Here is a 1135-nt window from a genome sequence, read left to right as displayed (position 1 = left end):
GAACGAGGCCGTAGTTGGTCGAGACGCCGGGCTCGTAGGCGAGCATTGCGACAAAATGCGTTGCCCAGATTCCGTAGCCGATGGCGGCGCCGGCAATCGCAATCCAGATCACCCGCGCCCAGGCTCGCGAGGCGACCGCGCGATGAAAGATGCTGACCGCAACGATACTTGCAACGAAGCAGACCAGGCCGGCAAGCAGGACGAGGCGCCAATCGTGCTCGACCGTAAGGCAGGAATAAACACGGAACATCCAATACCGCTCCCCTCGTCAATGTCGTCGATGGTGGATCGGCTAAACGTGCTTCGCGTTAATTTTGTGCAACGCCTGATTGCGTGCTTACCAGCGGGTTAACGCTGCCTGTGGAATTTACGGAAATTTGCGTTTGAGGTGTCGCGCCATCGACGGCAGGCGGACGTGCGCAGTGATCGGCAACGAGCGTCTAGAGGTGAGTGCGGATGCGCTTGCGTCCGGTGATCATCGCGCGGATCAGGTTCTCGCGCTGGAGAATCCCCATCAGCACCACGCCCACGACGTGCAGCACGACCAGGACGATGACCGCGTCCGATGAATAATGGTGGGTGTCTTCGACCCACCAGACGCCGAAGAAGGTGACGGTCACCGACATCACTCCCGTGATCGTCGAGACGGCGAGCGAGGCCAGCAGCGCCACCAGCATCAACGTGCCGGCGGGATTGAGACCGATATAGCGGCCGGTCATGCCGCGGCGCAGGTTCCAGAGATAGCCTGGCGCCGCGCGAAGCCTGACGCCGACCATGCGGAAGCGCGAATAGCGGCTTCCCAAAAAGCCCCAGACCAGGCGGAAGGCCAGCAGCCCAAGCACCGTATAGCCGACGATGCGGTGCAGGCGGTCATAGACGGTGGGGGTGAACCACGCGGCCAGAACACAGATCGCGAGGGCCCAGTGCCAGAGGCGCAACGGGAGGTCCCAGACCGCGATCGTCCGCGGAGCGGTTCGATCCGCGGGGGTCCTGTCGGACGCCCCGCGCGCTTCTGGCACCGCTTCTTCGATCAAGCGAAGACCACCCTCAAGCCTTACTTTGCGCAGATCACTTCGCGCAGGTTATTTCGCGGAAATTATTTCGCGACCGTGTGCTTCAGGCTGAGGTCTTCAGG

Annotated in this window: 2 protein-coding genes; both read right to left on the bottom strand. The window is 62.1% G+C overall.

From position 1 onward, the window contains the following. A partial coding sequence (locus AC1D00_RS42265; protein ID WP_477014797.1) for an MHYT domain-containing protein occupies positions 1 to 250 on the bottom strand: 250 nt, incomplete at its 3' end. A gap of 190 nt (positions 251 to 440) precedes the next feature. Next, the gene (locus AC1D00_RS42260) at positions 441 to 1034 is read right to left on the bottom strand and encodes a cytochrome b/b6 domain-containing protein (RefSeq protein WP_477014796.1); all 594 of its coding nucleotides are present in this window, start codon (positions 1032 to 1034) and stop codon (positions 441 to 443) included. Between the last annotated feature and the right edge of the window lie 101 nt (positions 1035 to 1135).

The organism is Bradyrhizobium sp. P2_E8 (assembly GCF_056403875.1).
This window is presented reverse-complemented; position numbering and strand designations above follow the sequence as displayed.